This is a genomic window from Phreatobacter sp. (genome assembly GCF_027532945.1).
GTDB lineage: Bacteria > Pseudomonadota > Alphaproteobacteria > Rhizobiales > Phreatobacteraceae > Phreatobacter.
Window position 1 is genome coordinate 1 of sequence record NZ_JAPZTZ010000009.1, and the last position, 18,170, is coordinate 18,170.

Sequence of the window (18,170 nt, forward strand, 5' to 3'; positions counted from 1 at the left end):
GAGATGGTGATGCCGGGCGACAACATCGCCATGACGGTGAGCCTGATCGTGCCGATCGCCATGGAGGAGAAGCTGCGCTTCGCCATCCGCGAGGGCGGCCGCACCGTCGGCGCCGGCGTCGTCGCCTCCATCATCGAGTGACCTGTCATCCCGAGGACGCGCGGGAAACCGTGCGTCCTCTGTCGCTTTGCCTTTGAAGGGGCGAACCCATGAACCAGAACATCCGGATCCGCCTCAAGGCGTTCGACCATCGGGTCCTGGACACCTCGACGCGCGAGATCGTCAACACGGCGAAGCGCACCGGTGCCCAGGTCCGCGGGCCGATTCCGCTGCCGACGCGGATCGAGAAGTTCACGGTGAACCGCTCGCCGCACATCGACAAGAAGTCGCGCGAGCAGTTCGAGATCCGCACCCACAAGCGGCTTCTCGACATCGTGGACCCGACCCCGCAGACCGTGGACGCGCTGATGAAGCTCGACCTGGCCGCCGGTGTTGACGTCGAGATCAAGCTCTGAGTCCTGCGACAGGCCGATGACGGCCTGGCGAAAAGTGTCCCGATGCCCCGCAAGGTGCATCTCAAGTTGAACCCGGGTCCTCTCCGGTCCGCCAAGTCGGTCACGGACGACCCCAAAACGAGGAATGCGCGCGATGCGTTCCGGTGTGATTGCCAAGAAGATGGGGATGACCCGCATCTTCAACGACGGTGGTGAGCACGTCCCTGTGACGGTGCTTCTGCTCGACGACTGCCAGGTCGTCGCCCACCGCACGGCCGAGAAGGATGGGTACACCGCCCTGCAGCTCGGTGCCGGCCTCGCCAAGGTCAAGAACACGTCCAAGGCGCAGCGTGGCCACTTCGCCATCGCCAAGGTCGAGCCGAAGCACGAGATCGTCGAGTTCCGTGTCGACGACCAGGGCGTGGTGCCGGTGGGTGCCCGCTTTGCCGCAGACCATTTCGTCGCCGGCCAGTTCGTCGACGTGACCGGCACCAGCCAGGGCAAGGGCTTCGCCGGCGCCATGAAGCGTCACAACTTCGGCGGTCTGCGTGCCACCCACGGCGTCTCGGTCTCGCACCGCTCGCATGGTTCGACGGGTAACCGCCAGGACCCCGGCAAGGTGTTCAAGAACAAGCGCATGGCCGGCCACATGGGTGTCGTGCGTGTCACCACGCAGAACCTCAAGGTCGTCCGCACCGACGTCGAGCGCGGCGTGATCATGGTCGAGGGCGCCGTTCCCGGCTCCAAGGGCGGCTGGATCCTCGTTCGCGACGCGGTGAAGAAGCCGCTGCCGAAGGATGCGCCGCTGCCGGGCAGCTTCAAGCTGCCGGGTGCCGAGGCTGCTCCGGCTGCCGCCGAGACTTCGGAGGGTTGAACATGAAACTGACCATCAAGACCCTCGACGGCGTCGACGCCGGCTCCGTGGATCTCTCCGACGAGATCTTCGGCCTGGAGCCCCGCGCCGACATCCTGCACCGCGTGGTGCGCTGGCAGCTCGCCAAGCGCCGCGCCGGCACCCACGACGTCAAGAACCGCGCCGAGATCCATCGCACCGGCAAGAAGATGTACAAGCAGAAGGGTACGGGTTCCGCCCGTCACTCCTCCGCTCGTGCCAACCTCTTCCGCGGTGGTGGTCGCTCCTTCGGTCCGACCCCGCGCTCGCATGAGCACGATCTGCCGAAGAAGGTCCGCGCCCTCGGCCTGAAGCATGCCCTCTCCGCCAAGGTGAAGGCCGGCTCCATCGTGGTGCTCGAGAAGGCGTCCACCGAGGCCGCCAAGACCAAGTCGCTGAAGGCGCAGTTCGAGAAGCTCGGCTTCAAGAGCGTGCTGGTCATCGACGGCGCCGAGGTCGACAAGAACTTCGCCCTCGCGGCCCGCAACATCCCGCTCGTCGATGTCCTGCCGATCCAGGGCATCAACGTCTACGACATCATGCGCCGGAACACCCTGGTCCTGACCAAGGCGGCCGTCGACGCACTGGAGGCGCGCTTCAAATGAGCACGGTCGATCCGCGTCACTACGACGTCATCAAGGCGCCGCTGATCACCGAGAAGGGCTCGGTGGTTGCGGAGCATAACCAGGTCGTCTTCAAGGTCTCGGCGGACGCCACCAAGCCGCAGATCAAGGCGGCGGTGGAGAAGCTCTTCGACGTCAAGGTCAAGAGCGTCAACACGCTCGTCCAGAAGGGCAAGACCAAGCGTTTCAAGGGCGTTCTCGGCCGTCGGTCGGACGTGAAGAAAGCGATCGTGACCCTCGCCGAGGGCCACTCCATCGACATCACGACCGGTCTGTGAGGCGAGGGGTAAACCATGGCACTCAAGACCTTCAAGCCGATCACGCCGGGCCTTCGTCAGCTCGTCCTGGTCGACCGTTCGGACCTCTACAAGGGCAAGCCGGTCAAGACGCTCACCGAGGGCAAGTCGTCCACGGGCGGCCGTAACAACCTCGGCCGCATCACCTCGCGCTTCCGCGGCGGTGGTCACAAGCGTTCCTATCGCCTCGTCGACTTCAAGCGTCGCAAGCTTGACGTCGCCGCGACGGTGGAGCGGATCGAGTACGATCCGAACCGCTCGGCCTTCATCGCGCTCATCAAGTATGTCGATGGCGAGCTCTCCTACATCCTGGCGCCGCAGCGCCTGGCGGTCGGCGACACCGTCATCGCCGCCGAGAGCGCCGACGTGAAGCCCGGCAACGCCATGCCGATCGCCAACATCCCGGTGGGCACTATCGTGCACAACGTGGAGCTGAAGATCGGCAAGGGTGGCGCGGTCGCCCGCTCCGCCGGCACCTACGCCCAGATCGTCGGTCGCGACGAGGGCTACGTGATCCTTCGCCTGAACTCGGGCGAGCAGCGTCTCGTCCACGGCCGGTGCTTCGCCTCGATCGGCGCGGTGTCGAACCCGGACCACATGAACGTGTCGATCGGCAAGGCCGGTCGTAACCGTTGGCTCGGCTGGCGCTCGCATAACCGCGGCGTCGCGATGAACCCGATCGACCACCCGCACGGCGGCGGCGAAGGCCGTACTTCCGGCGGCCGTCACCCCGTCACGCCCTGGGGCTTCCCGACCAAGGGCAAGAAGACTCGTTCGAACAAGCGGACCGACAAGTTTATCGTGTCGAGCCGTCATTCGAAGAAGAAGTAACAGAGGCCCGTCATGGCACGTTCCGTCTGGAAAGGTCCGTTCGTCGACGGATACCTCCTGAAGAAGGCCGAGGCAGCCCGCTCGTCGGGCCGTCACGATGTCGTCAAGATCTGGAGCCGTCGCTCCACGATCCTCCCGCATTTCGTCGGACTGACCTTCGGCGTCTACAACGGTCAGAAGCATGTCCCGGTGCAGGTCACCGAGGAGATGGTCGGCCACAAGTTCGGCGAGTTCTCGCCGACCCGCACCTTCTACGGCCATGCGGCCGACAAAAAAGCGAAGCGGAAGTGAGCCATGGGTAAGCCCGCAACACCCCGCGCCCTCGGCGACAACGAGGCCAAGGCGGTCGCGCGCATGCTGCGCGTTTCGCCCCGCAAGCTGAACCTGGTTGCCGCGCTCATCCGCGGCAAGCCGGTCGACACGGCGCTCGCCGATCTGGAGTTCTCGCGCAAGCGGATCGCCGGCGACGTCAAGAAGTGCCTCGAGAGCGCCATCGCCAACGCCGAGAACAACCATGATCTCGACGTCGACGACCTGGTGGTCGCCGAGGCCCATGTCGGCAAGGCCTTCGTGATGAAGCGTTTCCATGCCCGTGCCCGCGGCCGCGGCGCCCGGATCGAGAAGCCTTTCTCGCACCTGACGATCGTCGTTCGTCAGGTCGAGGCGGCCAAGGCCTGAGGAGAGAGCGATGGGTCAGAAGATCAATCCGATCGGTTTTCGCCTCGGCATCAACCGCACCTGGGATAGCCGCTGGTTCGCCAACAAGGGCGAGTACAGCAAACTGCTGCACGAGGATCTCAAGATCCGCCGTGAGCTGATGAAGCTGCTGAAGCAGGCGGCGGTCTCCAAGATCGTCATCGAGCGTCCGCACCGGAAGTGCCGCGTCACGATCCACTCGGCTCGCCCGGGCATCGTCATCGGCAAGAAGGGCGCTGACATCGACAAGCTGAAGAAGGCCGTCTCGCGGATGACCGACGCCGAAGTCGTCATCAACATCGTCGAGATCCGCAAGCCCGAGACCGACGCGACCCTGGTGGCCGAGTCGATCGCTCAGCAGCTCGAGCGTCGTGTCGCCTTCCGTCGCGCCATGAAGCGGGCCGTCCAGTCCGCCATGCGCCTCGGCGCCGAGGGCATCCGCATCAACTGCTCGGGCCGCCTCGGTGGCGCCGAGATCGCCCGCCTCGAGTGGTATCGCGAAGGTCGCGTTCCGCTGCACACCCTTCGCGCCGACGTCGATTACGGCACCGGCACCGCCTACACGACCTACGGGACGTGCGGCGTGAAGGTGTGGATCTTCAAGGGCGAGATCATGGAGCACGATCCCATGGCCCAGGACAAGAAGATGTCCGAGGGCGAGGGTTCGACCCGCCGTTCGCGCGGCCAAGACCGCGACGCGGCGTGAGGATGAAGGTCTAGAACCATGCTTCAGCCCAAGAAGACCAAGTTCCGCAAGCAGTTCAAGGGGCGCATTTCCGGCGCTGCCAAGGGCGGCACGGACCTGAACTTCGGCCAGTTCGGCCTGAAGGCCCTCGAGCCGGAGCGCATCACCGCGCGCCAGATCGAGGCCGCCCGCCGTGCCATGACGCGCGAAATGAAGCGCGCCGGCCGCGTCTGGATCCGCATCTTCCCGGACGTCCCGGTGTCGAAGAAGCCCGCCGAGGTCCGCATGGGCTCGGGTAAGGGCGGCAACGAGTACTGGGCCGCCAAGGTGGCTCCGGGCCGCATCATGTTCGAGCTCGACGGCGTTCCGCTGGACGTCGCCAAGAAGGCGCTCGAGCTGGCGGCTGCCAAGCTGCCGATCAAGACGCGCTTCGTCCAGCGCATCGCCGAGTGAGGAGAGGGGTCATGAAGGCCGAAGAGATCCGGACCAAGACCCTCGACGAGCTCGAGGGCCAGCTCGGTGAGCTGAAGAAGGAGCAGTTCAACCTGCGCTTCCAGAAGGCCACCGGCCAGCTGGAGAACGTCGCCCGCGTCCGCCAGGTGCGCCGCGACATCGCCCGCGTGAAGACCGTCGCCGCGCAGAAGCGCGGCGAGAAGAAGTAAGGAGAGGGCATATGCCGAAGCGTGTGCTCGAGGGCATCGTCGTCAGCGACAAGCAGGACAAGACGGTCGTGGTGAAGGTGGAGCGTCGCTTCACCCATCCGCTGCTCAAGAAGACGGTGCGCCGCACCAAGAACTATCACGCCCATGATGAAGGCAACGCCTTCAAGGTGGGTGACGTGGTGAGCATCGAGGAGGGCAAGCCCTTGTCGAAGCTGAAGCGTTGGGTCGTGCTGCCGAAGGCGTGAGCCCTCGGTGATCGTTAGAACAGCGCGCCGCCGTCGGGGAGACCCGAGACGGGCGCGAAAGGAAGAGGTTGCGTCATGATCCAGATGCAAACCAATCTCGACGTGGCGGACAATTCGGGCGCACGCCGCGTCATGTGCATCAAGGTGCTCGGCGGCGCGAAGCGTCGTTACGCCCATGTGGGCGACATCATCGTCGTGTCGGTCAAGGAAGCGATTCCGCGTGGCCGCGTGAAGAAGGGCGACGTCATGAAGGCGGTTGTCGTTCGCACGGCGAAGGACATCCGTCGCCTGGACGGTTCGGTGATCCGCTTCGACCGCAATGCGGCCGTGCTGATCAACAACCAGAAGGAGCCGATCGGCACCCGTATCTTCGGACCGGTTCCGCGCGAGCTGCGCGCCAAGAACCACATGAAGATCATCTCGCTGGCTCCGGAGGTGCTGTGATGGCCGCCAAGATCAAGAAGGGTGACAAGGTTGTCGTCCTTGCCGGCCGCGACAAGGGTCGCACCGGCGAGGTCATCCAGGTCATGCCGACCGAGGGCCGTGCCCTCGTCCGCGGCGTCAACATTGTGAAGCGCCACCAGCGCCAGAGCCAGACGTCGGAAGGCGGGATCATCTCGAAAGAGGGCCCGATCCACCTGTCCAACCTGGCCTATGCCGATCCGAAGACCGGCAAGCCGACCCGCGTCGGCTTCAAGATCCTCGCCGACGGCACCAAGGTGCGCGTGGCCAAGAAGTCCGGGGAGACCATCGATGGCTGAGGCGGCCCACACCCCGCGCCTCAAGGCGCATTACGACAGCGTGATCCGGCAGCAGCTGGTGACCCAGTTCGGCTACAAGAACCCGCTCGAGATCCCGCAGATCGAGAAGGTCGTGGTCAACATGGGCGTCGGCGAGTCCACCGCCGATTCCAAGAAGGCCTCCGTCGCAGCGGCCGACCTCGCCCTGATCACCGGCCAGAAGCCGGTCATCACCCGGGCCCGGCAGGCCATCTCGAACTTCAAGGTTCGCGAGAACATGCCGCTCGGCTGCAAGGTCACGCTGCGCAAGCAGCGCATGTACGAGTTCCTGGACCGCCTGGTCACGATCGCGCTGCCGCGCGTCCGCGACTTCCGCGGCCTGAACCCGAAGAGCTTCGATGGCCGTGGCAACTTCGCCATGGGTCTGAAGGAGCATGTCGTGTTCCCCGAGATCTCCTATGACAAGGTGGATCAGATGTGGGGCATGGACATCATCGTGTGCACCACCGCGAAGACCGACGAGGAAGCTCGCGCTCTCCTCAAGGCCTTCAACTTCCCGTTCCGGCAGTGAGCCGGGTTTCTCAAAGCTAGAAGCCCGTCTCAGACGCGGAAACCAGGAGAATCCGATGGCGAAGAAGAGCTCCATCGAAAAGAACAACCACCGCCGTGCCCTGGTCGCACGGGACGCCAAGAAGCGCGCCGCGCTGAAGGCGACCGTGATGGACCAGTCGCTCTCCATCGAGGAGCGTTTCGCGGCCACCGTGAAGCTTGCGAGCCTGCCGCGTAACGGCGCCAAGGTCCGCATCAAGAACCGTTGCGAAGTGACCGGTCGCCCGCGGGCGTTCTACCGCAAGCTCGGCATGAGCCGCGTGGCACTGCGTGACCTCGGCAACAAGGGGCTCGTTCCGGGCCTCGTGAAGTCGAGCTGGTGAGAGGAGACAGATCATGGCTCTCAACGATCCGCTCGGCGATATGCTGACCCGCATCCGCAACGCGCAGATGCGCCGCAAGACCCGCGTCCTGACGCCGGGTTCGAAGCTGCGCGCCCGCGTCCTCGACGTGCTCAAGTCGGAAGGCTACATCCGCGATTACATGACCGTCACGCACCCGAACGGCCGTTCGGAGTTCGAGATCGAGCTCAAGTATTTCGACGGTGAGCCGGTCATCCGTGAGATTGCCCGTGTGTCGAAGCCCGGCCGCCGCGTTTACGCCGGCGTCGGCAACACGCCGCGCGTCTCCAACGGCCTCGGCATCACCATCATCTCGACCCCCAAGGGCGTGATGGCGGACCACGAGGCTCGTGAACAGAACGTGGGCGGGGAGGTGCTCTGCACGGTCTTCTGACCTGGCAGAGCTCCCATTCGACAAAGGACGACATCCAATGTCTCGTATCGGTAAGAAGCCGGTCGACCTGCCGCAGGGCGTCACTGCCCAGCTGTCCGGCCAGACCGTCAAGGTGAAGGGTCCCAAGGGTGAGCTGTCGTTCACCTGCCCGGACGACGTCATCGTGAAGATCGACGGCAACGTCATCAAGATCGACCCGCGCGACCAGGGCAAGCGCGCCCGCTCCATGTGGGGCATGGCTCGCACCCGCGTCGCCAACCTCGCCGTCGGCGTGACCAAGGGCTTCGAGAAGAAGCTCGAGATCACCGGCGTCGGCTATCGTGCCGCGGCTCAGGGCAAGGTTCTGAACCTCGCCCTCGGCTTCAGCCACGATGTCAACTATTCCGTCCCCGAGGGCATCACCATTGCGACCCCGAAGCCGACCGAGATCCTCATCTCCGGCATCGACAAGCAGCAGGTGGGTCAGGTCGCCGCCGAGATCCGCGAATATCGTGGTCCGGAGCCCTACAAGGGCAAGGGCGTCCGCTACGCGGGCGAGTTCATCTTCCGCAAGGAAGGCAAGAAGAAGTAAGGCGGAGGCCCCGGCTACGGGGCCTCACCGTCTACCGGGGCGCGGGTCCGTCCGGCACCGCGCCGATCAAAGGAGCTGGCTATGGCCAAATTCAAGGATGCAACGGAGCGTCGCAAGGCGCGTGTCCGCCGTGCCCTGCGCACTGCGGCAAATGGGCGTCCGCGGCTGAGCGTCTTCCGTTCGTCGAAGCATATCTATGCGCAGATCATCGACGACGCGAATGGCGTGACGGTTGCGAGTGCCTCGTCACTGGAGAAGGACCTGAAGTCTTCGCTGAAGACCGGTGCCGATCAGGCCGCGGCGTCTGCCGTCGGCAAGCTCGTCGCCGAGCGCGCAGTGCAGGCTGGGGTGTCCGCCGTGGTGTTCGACCGCGGTGCCTATCTCTATCACGGGCGCGTCAAGGCGCTCGCCGACGGCGCCCGCGAGGGCGGCCTGAGCTTCTAACGGATACGGGCGGCTCCGCCGCCGAAAGGACAGAACATGGCTCGGGAACGTGAACGCGAGCGCAACCGCGAAGAGCGCGACAGCGAATTCACCGACAAGCTCGTGCACATCAACCGTGTCTCCAAGACGGTGAAGGGCGGCAAGCGGTTCGGTTTCGCCGCGCTCGTCGTGGTCGGCGACCAGAAGGGCCGCGTCGGCTTCGGCCACGGCAAGGCCCGTGAGGTGCCGGAGGCGATCCGCAAGGCCACCGAGGCTGCCAAGCGCGGTTTCATCCGCGTGGCGCTGCGCGAGGGCCGCACCCTCCATCATGACGTGCACGGCCGCCACGGCGCCGGCAAGGTCATCCTGCGCGCCGCTCCGGCCGGCACCGGCATCATCGCCGGCGGTCCGATGCGCGCCGTCTTCGAAACGCTCGGCATGGCCGACGTGGTCGCCAAGTCGATGGGGTCGTCGAACCCCTACAACATGGTGCGCGCCACGTTCGACGCGCTGAAGAACCAGGACAGCCCGCGCTCCGTCGCGGCTCGCCGTGGCCTCAAGGTGTCGGTCCTCCAGGCCCGCCGCCAGGAGGAAGGCGAGGGCGACGCGTAAGGATCGGATCCATGGCCAACAAGACTGTCACCATCGAGCAGGTCGGCTCGCCGATCCGCCGGGAGAAGTCGCAGGAAGCGACCCTCATCGGCCTCAAGCTCAACAAGCTGCACCGCCGCGCCACGCTGGAGGACACCCCGAGTGTCCGCGGCATGATCGCCAAGGTCGCTCACCTCGTGAAAGTGGTGGATTGATCCCATGAAACTCACGGACATGAAGGACAATGCCGGCGCGACGCATCGCAAGATGCGCGTCGGCCGTGGCATCGGTTCGGGCAAGGGCAAGACCGCCGGTCGCGGCGTGAAGGGCCAGAAGTCCCGTTCGGGCGTCGCCATCAAGGGCTTCGAGGGTGGCCAGATGCCGCTGCATCGGCGCCTGCCGAAGCGTGGCTTCAACAACATCTTCCGCCTCTCCTATGTCGAGGTCACGCTCGCCCGCATCCAGCGCGCGATCGACTCCGGCAAGCTGCAGGCCGGCAAGGTCGACGAGGCTGCCCTGGTGTCGAGCGGCGTCGTCCGCCGCGCCCGTGACGGCATCCGTCTCGTCGCCACCGGCGAGCTGAAGGCGAAGCTCGAGCTGACCGTCTCCGGCGCCTCCGCCGGCGCCGTTGCGGCCGTCGAGAAGGCCGGCGGCTCGGTCACCGTGCTGAAGGCGAAGGACGAGGCGGCGGCCTGACGGCCGGCGCATCGCTCTCCCGACACGACGATCACAGCTTCAAGGGGGCCGGTTCGACGAGGACCGGCCCCTTTGCATCGATAGACAGCCCTCCCGCCTGCGACGTCGGGGGGCTGGCGAAGGCGGCCCCAGGCCGTTAAGTGAAGGCGACTTTTCCGGATGGACCCGTTCCGTCCCTGAGGCATCGGAGCCACCATGGCATCGGCAGCGGAACAACTGGCAGCCAACCTGAATTTCGGGGCTTTCGGCAAGGCCGAGGACCTCAAGAAGCGGCTGTGGTTCACCCTCGGCGCGCTGCTGGTCTATCGCCTCGGCACCTATATCCCGCTGCCGGGAATCGATCCCGAGGCCCTGCGCCAGGTCTTCAACGCCAACCAGGGCGTTCTGGCCATGTTCAACGTCTTCGCCGGCGGCGCGGTCTCGCGCATGGCGATCTTCGCGCTGAACATCATGCCCTACATCTCCGCCTCCATCATCATCCAGCTGCTGACCGCCGTCGTGCCGGAGCTGGAGAAGCTGAAGAAGGAAGGCGAGCAGGGCCGCAAGCAGATCAACCAGTACACCCGGTACCTCACCGTGGTGCTGGCGCTGTTCCAGTCCTGGGGCATCGCGGTTGGCCTCCAGTCCTCGGGCTCGGTCGTCGCCAACCCCGGCCTGTTCTTCATCATGTCGACGGTCATCACGCTGACCGGCGGCACCATGTTCATGATGTGGCTCGGTGAGCAGATCACCCAGCGCGGCATCGGCAACGGCATCTCGCTGATCATCTTCGCCGGCATCGTCGCCGAGCTGCCGAGCGTGCTGGCGCAGGCCTTCGAGCTCGGCCGCCAGGGCGTCATCTCGACGCCGCTGCTGCTCGGCCTGCTCGTGCTCATCGGCGTGACGATCGTCATCATCGTCTTCTGCGAGCGTGCCCAGCGCCGGCTGCTGATCCAGTATCCAAAGCGCCAGCAGGGCAACAAGGTGTTCGAGGGCAACTCCTCGCACCTGCCGCTGAAGATCAACACGGCCGGCGTCATCCCGCCGATCTTCGCCTCGTCGCTGTTGCTGCTGCCGACCACGGCCCTGTCGTTCCAGACCAATCCGTCGGAATGGCTGCGCCTGACCGCCCAGCTCCTCGGGCATGGGCAGCCGCTGTTCATGGCGCTCTATGCGCTGCTGATCATCTTCTTCTGCTTCTTCTACACGGCGATCGTGTTCAATCCGACCGAAACCGCCGACAATCTGCGCAAATATGGCGGCTTCATCCCCGGTATCCGCCCGGGCGAGAAGACGGCGCAGTACATCGACTACGTCCTCACCCGCATCACCGTCCTCGGCGCGGCCTACATCACCATCGTCTGCCTATTGCCCGAAATGCTGATTTCGCAGCTCGGCCAAAGCTTCTATCTGCTGGGAGGCACCTCGCTGCTGATCGTCGTCACCGTGACGCTCGACACGGTGGCGCAGGTTCAGGGGTACCTGTTGGCCCATCAGTATGAAGGGCTGATCAAGAAGTCGCAGCTCAGGGGGAAACGTCGATGAAGCTGATTCTGCTCGGGCCTCCCGGGGCGGGGAAGGGGACCCAGGCACAGCGGCTGGTGGAGCGTCACGGTCTCGTGCAGCTCTCCACCGGTGACATGCTCAGGGCCGCGGTGAAGGCCGGCACGCCCATCGGCCTGAAGGCCAAGGACGTCATGGCGCGCGGTGAGCTCGTCTCCGATGCCATCGTCGTCGGCATCATCGCCGACCGCATTGCCGAGCCGGATTGCGCCAAGGGCTTCATCCTCGACGGCTTCCCGCGCACCGTCGCCCAGGCCGAGGCGCTCGATGCCATGCTGGCCGAGAAGGGCATGAAGCTCGACGCGGTCATCGAGCTGAAGGTGGACGAGGGCATCCTCGTCGGCCGCATCGAGAAGCGAGTCGCCGAGATGACCGCCCGCGGCGAGCCCGTGCGCGCCGACGACAATGCCGAGGCCCTGAAGAAGCGCCTCGACGCCTATCGCGAGCAGACCGCGCCCGTTTCCGGCTACTACGCGTCGAAGGACGCGCTGAAGACGGTGGACGGCATGGCGCCGATCGACGACGTGACCAAGGCCATCGCCGCTCATCTGGGCGTGTGAGGCGAATTCGGCCCTTTCGGGCTTGACGCAGGGACGAGGGCGGGCTATGCGGCCAACCTTCGTCCAAAAGACGGTTGAGCCGGTCCGTCTGCCGTGCAGGCGGGCCGCTCCGTTTCGAGGACATCCGTGCAAGGGCCGACCTCCACCGGACGCACGGTTTCATCATCTCCCGCGGCGACGCGGACCACATGGAGACGAGACATGGCTCGTATTGCGGGTGTCAACATCCCGACCAACAAGCGCGTGGTTATCGCGCTGCAGTACATTCACGGCATCGGCCCGAAGTTCGCGGCCGAGATCTGCGACAAGGTCAAGATCCCGGCCGAGCGCCGCGTGAACCAGCTGACCGACCAGGAAGTGCTCACCATCCGCGAGACCATCGACCGTGACTACATGGTCGAGGGCGACCTGCGTCGCGAAGTCTCGATGAACATCAAGCGCCTCATGGACCTCGGCTGCTACCGCGGCCTGCGTCACCGCAAGGGCCTGCCCGTCCGCGGCCAGCGCACCCACACCAACGCCCGCACCCGCAAGGGTCCGGCGAAGCCGATCGCCGGCAAGAAGAAGTAATCCGGACGGGGCGCCCCAGCCGCGCCCCTTGCCGTTTCCCGAGCGCCTGGCACGACGGGCGCGCCTGAAGGACAAGGATTAGAGAATGGCCAAGGAAGCCACCCGCGTTCGCCGCCGTGAGCGCAAGAACATCGCCTCCGGCGTCTGCCACGTGAACGCGTCGTTCAATAACACGATGATCACCATCACCGACGCTCAGGGCAACACCATTGCCTGGTCGTCGGCCGGCACCATGGGCTTCAAGGGTTCGCGCAAGTCGACCCCGTATGCTGCCCAGGTCGCTGCCGAGGACGCCGCCCGCAAGGCCTCCGAGCACGGCATGCGCATGGTCGAGGTCGAGGTGTCGGGTCCCGGTTCGGGCCGTGAGTCGGCGCTGCGCGCCCTCCAGGCTGCCGGCTTCACCGTCACCTCCATCCGCGACGTGACGCCGATCCCGCACAACGGCTGCCGCCCGCGCAAGCGTCGCCGCGTCTGAGTTTCATTGTTTCTCGCAATCGCGGGCCGGCCTGTGGCGGCTCGGGATTTTCCGCCTCTCGCCGCAAGGCGAGGGACACCGGTCGTCAGGGTCCTGCAGGGGACGAGACAGCGGCCAGATTGAAGCGAAGGTAACACCCGTGATCCAGAAGAACTGGCAGGAACTGATCAAGCCGGAGAAGCTCAACATCGTTCCCGGCGATGACCCGAAGCGTTTCGCGACCGCGACCGCCGAGCCGCTCGAGCGCGGCTTCGGCGTGACGCTCGGCAACGCCCTGCGCCGCGTCCTCCTGTCCTCGCTCCAGGGCGCCGCCGTCTCGGCCGTCCAGATCGATGGCGTCCTGCACGAGTTCTCGTCGATCCCCGGCGTGCGTGAGGACGTCACCGACATTGTCCTGAACATCAAGGACATCTCGATCAAGATGCAGGGCGACGGTCCGAAGCGCATGGTCGTGCGCAAGGAAGGCCCGGGCGTGGTCACCGCCGGCGACATCCAGACGGTCGGCGACGTCACCGTGCTGAACCCCGAGCTGGTGATCTGCACCCTCGACGAGGGCGCCTCGATCCGCATGGAGTTCACCGTCAACACCGGCAAGGGCTACGTCCCCGCCGAGAAGAACCGTGCCGAGGACGCGCCGATCGGTCTCATTCCGGTCGATAGCCTCTACTCGCCGGTCAAGAAGGTCTCCTACCAGGTCTCGCCGACCCGCGAGGGCCAGGTTCTCGATTACGACAAGCTGACCCTGACGGTGGAGACCAATGGTTCGGTCTCGCCCGAGGACGCGATCGCCTATGCGGCGCGCATCCTCCAGGACCAGCTCGAGATCTTCGTGAACTTCGAGGAGCCGCGGAAGGAAGTCGTCCAGGAGTCGATCCCGGATCTCGCCTTCAACCCGGCACTGCTGAAGAAGGTCGACGAGCTCGAGCTCTCGGTCCGCTCGGCGAACTGCCTGAAGAACGACAACATCGTCTATATCGGCGACCTGATCCAGAAGACGGAGGCGGAGATGCTCCGCACGCCGAACTTCGGCCGCAAGTCGCTCAACGAAATCAAGGAAGTGCTTGCCCAGATGGGCCTCCACCTCGGCATGGAGGTCACGGGTTGGCCGCCGGAGAATATCGAAGAGCTCGCCAAGCGCTTCGAGGACCACTACTGAGTTTTCATCCTCGCCGACCGTGAGGTCCGCGAGCCACCGGAGGACAAGGCGATGCGTCACGGCAAAGCCCACCGCAAGTTCAACCGCACGGCCGAGCATCGTCAGGCGATGTTCGCCAACATGTGCGCCGCGCTCATCAAGCACGAGCAGATCGTCACCACCCTGCCGAAGGCGAAGGACCTGCGTCCGATCGTCGAGAAGCTGGTGACGCTCGGCAAGCGCGGCGACCTGCACGCCCGCCGCCAGGCCGTGTCGCAGATCCGCGACATCGCCATGGTCAAGAAGCTGTTCGAGGTCCTCGGGCCCCGCTACCAGGCGCGCCAGGGTGGCTACACCCGCGTCCTGAAGGCCGGCTTCCGCTATGGCGACAACGCGCCGATCGCGGTCATCGAGTTCGTCGATCGCGACGTCGACGCCAAGGGCAAGGACTCCGGTCCGGTCCAGGCGAAGACAGCCGAGGCGGCCTGATCAACGGAAAGTCGGGGCCGTCCTGCGGGGCGGACCCTTTGCAGGGGCGGCCGTGAGGTCGCCCTTTTGCGTTGACCGGCGGCCGTGAGGTCGCCCTTTTGCGTGTCCGCGTGGCTGTCAGGGGGCGGCGCGGGGCGCCATACGCGCGGTCGCGAGTTCGAGCGCAAGGCCGCTCGCGATGATGGCCCCCGCCAGCGAGAAGACCAGCGCGTGACTGCCCGTCGCGGCGAGCAATGCCGTGAAGCCATAAGCCGCCCCCGCCTGGATGATGGCGAAAGCCACCGTCTGCAGCGCCCAGGCGGCGGTATGCGCCTCCGGGCCGACGATCTCGCGGGTGCGCCCGGAGGTCGATGATCCAAGCCCGATCATCAGCCCGCCCGCCATCATCGCCGACAGCGTCAGCAGCACGAGATTGTGGGTCAGGGCTGGCAGGGCGGCGCCGATCGCCATCAGCGCCACGATGATGCGCAGAACCGGCCCATAGCCGAAGCGGTCGGCGGCGACACCCGCCACCATCGGCGCGAGGACGGCCGTGATGCCGGCGGCGACCCAGATCCAGCCGCCGATGGCGAGGCCGAAGCCGAGGTCGCGGGCGACGTGGTCGACGAAGAAGAGGGTGTGGGGCACATAGCCCGCCGCCGCGCCGCCATAGGCCGCAGCGAGGCCGAGGAAGGCCGGCGCACGCCGCCAGGCAGGCGAGGGAGCGCCGCGCTCCGCCGCCACGGGCGGGGCCGAACGCGGCAGCAGCGCCATCATCACGACGCTGGCGACTGCCAGCGCCGTTGCCAGCGCCAGCCAGGCCGCGGCAGGTCCGGAGGCGGCGAAGGCCGGCACCGCGGTTCCCGAAAGGACGAAGCCCGTGCCGACCCCGGCAAAGGCGAGACCATTCGCCCGGCCGCGATGGGAGGGGGCGACGACATTCGCCACCACCGGCGGGATGACGATCATCAGGATGCCGCCGGTCGCCCCCGAAAGGGCGCGGAGCGCAATGAAGGCCGGGGCGGGCAGGGGCACGGCCGAGGCGGCGAAGGCGAAGACGGCAAGCGCCGCAGCGAGCGCGATGGCCGGCCTGACGCCCATCAGACGCGCCCCCGCGAGGGCCGTGCTGGCGCCGAGGATATAGCCGGCGAGGTTGAAGGCGCCCGCGAGGTGAAGCGTCGTAGGTGTCGCCCAGCCGGCCTCGACCATGGCCGGGATGAGCGGCGGATAGCCGAAACGGCCCATGCCGACGCCGATGAGCAACCCGCAATAGCCGGCGAGGATGGGCCCGAAAAAGCCCTGCCAGCGCCCGAGCGGCGATGCGCTCACAGGCTGCGCTCGACCGCGACGCTCCGGCAGTCCATCTCGTAATCGAGGCCGATCACCGGCGGGCGGTTGTAGTGCCAGGTGATGCCGGCCCGCGCCGCACCGCGCCGGACGATCTCGTCGGCGAGGAAGGGGTGGATGTCGTGGACGCAATAGACCTGCGCCGCGGTCGTGTCGGCCCAGCCATGGCCGAAGGCCGCCATGCGCTTCTCCATCTGCTCCAGCACGAAGACGCCCTTTTCGCGCAGGCCGCCGGGGCTGGTGTCGTTGAGCCGGACGATCCGCTCGGCATAGGCGCCGGCGCCCTCGCGCGCCTCACCCGAGCCGGCGATGACGAATTGCGGCGCCCCGCCTGCATCACCCTCGACGACGAAGGAGAAGGCGTGGAAGGAGGGCTCCGGCGGCCCGCCGATCTCCGGACAGACATTGGAGCGCGCCACCGGATTGGCCTTGGTCTCCGCATTGTAGATGCCCCAGGCCGCCAGCGTGCCGACATAGACCTCGTTGAAGGCCTTGAAGCCGGCATCGTCGAAGGGGGCGGGCGAGCGCAGCTCGCAGGCGCAGAAGGCGGTGAGCGGGCGTCCCGCGCCCTGGATCAGTACGGCGATACGCTCAAAGCCGTCCTTCAACGGCACCGGCTTGCGGAACATCACCCGCTGGATGTGATAGCCGGGCAGGGCGGCGGCGCCGGCCGAATACTGGAAGACGCTGGGCACATAGCGGTAATTGCCGGGCAGGAAGTCGGTGGTGGCCATGGGCGTGTCCTCGGGTCGTTTTGACGGAGCGTCACCGCTCGCCCCCGCCCGGTCAACCGCCGCGGGCGCATCGGGCGCCTGCCTTCCCTTCCGGGCTCGGGGTAGCGCGCCTATATTGCCGCCATGACCAGATTCACCGCCTTCGCCACCGCCGCGGCCGTCGCGCTCCTCTCGGCCGCGCCCGCCCTTGCGCAGGCGCCCCGCCAGGCACCTGCGACCCGCGCCGAGGTTCAGCTCTCGTTTGCTCCCGTGGTGAAGCGGGCCGCGCCCGCCGTGGTCAATGTCTATGGCTCGCGCGTCGAGCAGGTCCAGGCCCATCCCTTTTTCGATGACCCGATCTTCCGCCGGTTCTTCGGCGACCGGGGCGGGCAGGGCCGCCAGGGCGGGCCGCAGCGCGCCGAGGTCGCCCGCTCGCTCGGCTCCGGCGTCATCGTCGAGCGGTCCGGCCTCGTCATCACCAACAACCACGTCGTGGAAAACATGACGGAGGTGAAGGTGGCGCTCGCCGACCGGCGCGAGTTCGAAGTGGACATCGTGCTCCGCGATCCCCGCACCGACCTTGCGGTCCTCAAGCTGCGCAACCCCCCGCCGGAACTGGCGGTGATCGAGGTCGGCGATTCCGACGCCCTTGAGGTCGGCGACATCGTCCTCGCCATCGGCAATCCCTTCGGCGTCGGCCAGACGGTGACGCAGGGCATCGTCTCGGCGCTCGCCCGCACGCAGGTCGGCGTTGCCGACTACCAGTCCTTCGTGCAGACGGACGCCGCCATCAATCCCGGCAATTCCGGCGGCGCGCTGGTCGACATGAGCGGCCGCCTCATCGGTGTGAACACCGCCATCTTCTCCCGCTCCGGCGGCAGCCACGGCATCGGCTTCGCCATTCCGACCGCGCTTGTCCGCCTCGTCGTCGAATCGGCCAAGGCCGGCAGCCAGACCGTCCGCCGGCCCTGGTTCGGCGGCCGGCTGCAGAACGTCACCGCCGATGTCGCGGAGAGCCTTCGCCTCGCGCGGCCCACCGGAGCGCTCGTGGTCTCGGTGGTCCCCAACTCGCCCGCCGCCCGCGCTGGGCTCCGCGCCGGCGACCTCATCACCGCCGTCGACAATCAGGCGGTCGAGGATCCCGACGGCTTCGGCTACCGCTTCGGCGTGAAGCCCATCGGCGGCATGGCGAGCATCGCCGTCACCCGCAACGGCCGTGCCCTCGTCGTTCCGGTGGCCCTCGAGCCGGCCCCGCCCGGCGGCCAGGACGCCATCACCATCACCGGCCCGTCGCCCTTTGCCGGCGCCCGCGTCGCGACGCTGGCCCCGGGCATGGCGGACGAGCTGCGGGTCAGCCATCGCAGTGATGGCGTCGTCGTCATGGCCGTGGAGCCCAATTCCGCCGCGGCCCAGGTCGGCCTCCAGCCCGGCGACGTCGTGGTCGGCGTCAATGGCCGCGAGATCGCAAGGCCTGACGACCTACGCGAGGTCACCGCCCAGCGCGCCCGGCTCTGGCGCTTCCAGATTGACCGCGGCGGCCAGATCATCTCGTCGATGCTGGGCGGCTGAAG

At 66.7% G+C, this 18,170-nt stretch carries 30 protein-coding genes and 1 pseudogene; 29 read left to right on the forward strand and 2 right to left on the reverse strand.

Annotated features, from left to right (window positions below; translation table 11 throughout):
* From tuf to rplQ, 28 genes and pseudogenes are all read left to right on the forward strand, one after another.
* Positions 1–141, forward strand: a pseudogene (gene tuf, locus O9344_RS06635) (elongation factor Tu); the annotation flags it as partial.
* A gap of 68 nt (positions 142–209) precedes the next feature.
* Positions 210–515, forward strand: a complete 306-nt coding sequence (gene rpsJ, locus O9344_RS06640; RefSeq protein WP_106748008.1) for a 30S ribosomal protein S10 — start codon at positions 210–212, stop codon at positions 513–515.
* A 133-nt stretch (positions 516–648) separates the two neighbouring features.
* Positions 649–1,368: a 50S ribosomal protein L3 gene (gene rplC / locus O9344_RS06645; RefSeq protein ID WP_298474479.1), complete on the forward strand. Its 720-nt coding sequence runs from the start codon at positions 649–651 to the stop codon at positions 1,366–1,368.
* Between the two features lie 2 nt (positions 1,369–1,370).
* Positions 1,371–1,991, forward strand: a complete 621-nt coding sequence (rplD, locus tag O9344_RS06650) for a 50S ribosomal protein L4 (RefSeq protein WP_298474480.1) — start codon at positions 1,371–1,373, stop codon at positions 1,989–1,991.
* A complete protein-coding gene (locus O9344_RS06655; RefSeq protein ID WP_108174380.1) occupies positions 1,988–2,287 on the forward strand; it encodes a 50S ribosomal protein L23 in 300 nt (99 codons plus the stop codon). Before rplD ends, O9344_RS06655 begins: the two co-directional genes overlap by 4 nt.
* A gap of 15 nt (positions 2,288–2,302) precedes the next feature.
* A complete protein-coding gene (rplB, locus tag O9344_RS06660; protein WP_298474484.1) occupies positions 2,303–3,136 on the forward strand; it encodes a 50S ribosomal protein L2 in 834 nt (277 codons plus the stop codon).
* 12 nt (positions 3,137–3,148) lie between these two features.
* A complete protein-coding gene (rpsS, locus tag O9344_RS06665) occupies positions 3,149–3,427 on the forward strand; it encodes a 30S ribosomal protein S19 (RefSeq protein ID WP_108174382.1) in 279 nt (92 codons plus the stop codon).
* 3 nt (positions 3,428–3,430) lie between these two features.
* Complete coding sequence (rplV, locus tag O9344_RS06670; protein WP_108174383.1) at positions 3,431–3,814, forward strand: 50S ribosomal protein L22; 384 nt, start codon at positions 3,431–3,433, stop codon at positions 3,812–3,814.
* A gap of 10 nt (positions 3,815–3,824) precedes the next feature.
* Positions 3,825–4,538 (forward strand): 30S ribosomal protein S3, encoded by a 714-nt coding sequence (rpsC, locus tag O9344_RS06675; RefSeq protein WP_298474488.1) that lies wholly within the window; start codon positions 3,825–3,827, stop codon positions 4,536–4,538.
* A gap of 18 nt (positions 4,539–4,556) precedes the next feature.
* A complete protein-coding gene (gene rplP, locus O9344_RS06680; RefSeq protein ID WP_108174385.1) occupies positions 4,557–4,970 on the forward strand; it encodes a 50S ribosomal protein L16 in 414 nt (137 codons plus the stop codon).
* 11 nt (positions 4,971–4,981) lie between these two features.
* Entirely contained in the window at positions 4,982–5,179 is a 198-nt protein-coding gene (gene rpmC, locus O9344_RS06685; RefSeq protein WP_298474491.1) for a 50S ribosomal protein L29, read from the forward strand.
* A gap of 11 nt (positions 5,180–5,190) precedes the next feature.
* A complete protein-coding gene (rpsQ, locus tag O9344_RS06690) occupies positions 5,191–5,424 on the forward strand; it encodes a 30S ribosomal protein S17 (RefSeq protein WP_108174387.1) in 234 nt (77 codons plus the stop codon).
* Positions 5,425–5,499: 75 nt separating this feature from the next.
* Complete coding sequence (gene rplN / locus O9344_RS06695) at positions 5,500–5,868, forward strand: 50S ribosomal protein L14 (protein ID WP_038312231.1); 369 nt, start codon at positions 5,500–5,502, stop codon at positions 5,866–5,868.
* Positions 5,868–6,185: a 50S ribosomal protein L24 gene (rplX, locus tag O9344_RS06700; RefSeq protein ID WP_108174388.1), complete on the forward strand. Its 318-nt coding sequence runs from the start codon at positions 5,868–5,870 to the stop codon at positions 6,183–6,185. Before rplN ends, rplX begins: the two co-directional genes overlap by 1 nt.
* Positions 6,178–6,735 carry a 50S ribosomal protein L5 gene (rplE, locus tag O9344_RS06705; protein WP_298474496.1) on the forward strand — a complete coding sequence of 186 codons (558 nt, stop codon included), beginning with the start codon at positions 6,178–6,180 and terminating at the stop codon, positions 6,733–6,735. Before rplX ends, rplE begins: the two co-directional genes overlap by 8 nt.
* A gap of 55 nt (positions 6,736–6,790) precedes the next feature.
* On the forward strand, positions 6,791–7,096 hold the full coding sequence (gene rpsN, locus O9344_RS06710) for a 30S ribosomal protein S14 (protein WP_293424913.1): 306 nt from the start codon (positions 6,791–6,793) through the stop codon (positions 7,094–7,096).
* A gap of 13 nt (positions 7,097–7,109) precedes the next feature.
* The gene (gene rpsH / locus O9344_RS06715; protein ID WP_108174391.1) at positions 7,110–7,508 is read left to right on the forward strand and encodes a 30S ribosomal protein S8; all 399 of its coding nucleotides are present in this window, start codon (positions 7,110–7,112) and stop codon (positions 7,506–7,508) included.
* A gap of 37 nt (positions 7,509–7,545) precedes the next feature.
* Positions 7,546–8,079, forward strand: coding sequence for a 50S ribosomal protein L6 (rplF, locus tag O9344_RS06720; RefSeq protein WP_298474499.1), 534 nt, complete (start codon positions 7,546–7,548; stop codon positions 8,077–8,079).
* A gap of 81 nt (positions 8,080–8,160) precedes the next feature.
* Positions 8,161–8,523: a 50S ribosomal protein L18 gene (gene rplR, locus O9344_RS06725; RefSeq protein WP_298474501.1), complete on the forward strand. Its 363-nt coding sequence runs from the start codon at positions 8,161–8,163 to the stop codon at positions 8,521–8,523.
* A 36-nt stretch (positions 8,524–8,559) separates the two neighbouring features.
* On the forward strand, positions 8,560–9,114 hold the full coding sequence (gene rpsE, locus O9344_RS06730; protein ID WP_108174394.1) for a 30S ribosomal protein S5: 555 nt from the start codon (positions 8,560–8,562) through the stop codon (positions 9,112–9,114).
* Positions 9,115–9,125: 11 nt separating this feature from the next.
* A complete protein-coding gene (gene rpmD / locus O9344_RS06735) occupies positions 9,126–9,308 on the forward strand; it encodes a 50S ribosomal protein L30 (RefSeq protein WP_298474504.1) in 183 nt (60 codons plus the stop codon).
* Between the two features lie 4 nt (positions 9,309–9,312).
* Complete coding sequence (rplO, locus tag O9344_RS06740) at positions 9,313–9,789, forward strand: 50S ribosomal protein L15 (RefSeq protein ID WP_108174396.1); 477 nt, start codon at positions 9,313–9,315, stop codon at positions 9,787–9,789.
* A 195-nt stretch (positions 9,790–9,984) separates the two neighbouring features.
* Positions 9,985–11,313 (forward strand): preprotein translocase subunit SecY, encoded by a 1,329-nt coding sequence (secY, locus tag O9344_RS06745; protein WP_298474507.1) that lies wholly within the window; start codon positions 9,985–9,987, stop codon positions 11,311–11,313.
* Complete coding sequence (locus O9344_RS06750; protein ID WP_298474509.1) at positions 11,310–11,891, forward strand: adenylate kinase; 582 nt, start codon at positions 11,310–11,312, stop codon at positions 11,889–11,891. Before secY ends, O9344_RS06750 begins: the two co-directional genes overlap by 4 nt.
* A 201-nt stretch (positions 11,892–12,092) precedes the next feature.
* Positions 12,093–12,461, forward strand: a complete 369-nt coding sequence (gene rpsM / locus O9344_RS06755; RefSeq protein WP_108174399.1) for a 30S ribosomal protein S13 — start codon at positions 12,093–12,095, stop codon at positions 12,459–12,461.
* 85 nt (positions 12,462–12,546) lie between these two features.
* Positions 12,547–12,936, forward strand: coding sequence for a 30S ribosomal protein S11 (rpsK, locus tag O9344_RS06760; RefSeq protein WP_298474512.1), 390 nt, complete (start codon positions 12,547–12,549; stop codon positions 12,934–12,936).
* Between the two features lie 139 nt (positions 12,937–13,075).
* The gene (locus O9344_RS06765) at positions 13,076–14,092 is read left to right on the forward strand and encodes a DNA-directed RNA polymerase subunit alpha (RefSeq protein ID WP_298474514.1); all 1,017 of its coding nucleotides are present in this window, start codon (positions 13,076–13,078) and stop codon (positions 14,090–14,092) included.
* A gap of 51 nt (positions 14,093–14,143) precedes the next feature.
* Positions 14,144–14,560 (forward strand): 50S ribosomal protein L17, encoded by a 417-nt coding sequence (rplQ, locus tag O9344_RS06770; RefSeq protein WP_108174402.1) that lies wholly within the window; start codon positions 14,144–14,146, stop codon positions 14,558–14,560.
* Positions 14,561–14,677: 117 nt separating this feature from the next.
* On the opposite strand, the gene O9344_RS06775 is transcribed toward rplQ, so the two are convergent.
* Positions 14,678–15,868: a YbfB/YjiJ family MFS transporter gene (locus O9344_RS06775; protein ID WP_298474517.1), complete on the reverse strand. Its 1,191-nt coding sequence runs from the start codon at positions 15,866–15,868 to the stop codon at positions 14,678–14,680.
* Entirely contained in the window at positions 15,865–16,620 is a 756-nt protein-coding gene (locus O9344_RS06780) for a hypothetical protein (protein WP_298474519.1), read from the reverse strand. Before O9344_RS06780 ends, O9344_RS06775 begins: the two co-directional genes overlap by 4 nt.
* A gap of 123 nt (positions 16,621–16,743) precedes the next feature.
* On the opposite strand from O9344_RS06780, the gene O9344_RS06785 reads away from it, so the two are divergent.
* Positions 16,744–18,168 carry a Do family serine endopeptidase gene (locus O9344_RS06785; protein WP_298474521.1) on the forward strand — a complete coding sequence of 475 codons (1,425 nt, stop codon included), beginning with the start codon at positions 16,744–16,746 and terminating at the stop codon, positions 18,166–18,168.
* Positions 18,169–18,170: the final 2 nt, after the last annotated feature.